The sequence below is a fragment of the Liquorilactobacillus sicerae genome (assembly GCF_029916425.1).
GTDB lineage: Bacteria > Bacillota > Bacilli > Lactobacillales > Lactobacillaceae > Liquorilactobacillus > Liquorilactobacillus sicerae.
Genome location: NZ_JAHAVQ010000167.1, coordinates 1 through 481, shown reverse-complemented (window position 1 = coordinate 481; position 481 = coordinate 1). Strand labels below are relative to the sequence as shown.

Annotated in this window: 1 protein-coding gene; it reads right to left on the bottom strand. The window is 38.5% G+C overall.

The window, feature by feature from the left end; genetic code table 11:
- A partial coding sequence (locus tag KH893_RS11815) for a LysR family transcriptional regulator substrate-binding protein (protein ID WP_281166282.1) occupies nucleotides 1–481 on the bottom strand: 481 nt, incomplete at both ends.

Sequence of the window (481 nt, the reverse complement as noted above, 5' to 3'; positions counted from 1 at the left end):
ACTGGAGCTATACTTGGGATTTGTAAGCCAGCCAAGATAGAATCGGTCGTCTATTAGATTGTCAATACTCAAGCTCGGAAGTTTTTGCAGGGGCTCATAAGATGAGTAACTCGTTTGCCAGTCGCGGACAAGCGCAACGGCATTCGTTTGTTTGATTGTCGTATACTTCGCCCAACCGTCGTCAGTTTTGATTACTGTCTTGAGTGGACCACAAAGATATTGCAGGTGTTCAAAAATACGATCATTATAAGGATCGTTAAAAAGAGCGAACCGTTGTTTTTGAAGATCTTCAATAGTAATTTTTTGTTTTTTAACAAGTGGATTATCAGGGGAAACAAAAAGCATTAGGTGCCCAGTATGAACCGGTTGAAAATCCAGATCATGAATTTCTTCTTTATTTGAATCATTAATAGCTATAAAACCTAGAGTTATTCGATGACTACGAATTCCGCTAATAATCTGAGTTGCAGTTTCTTGAGAA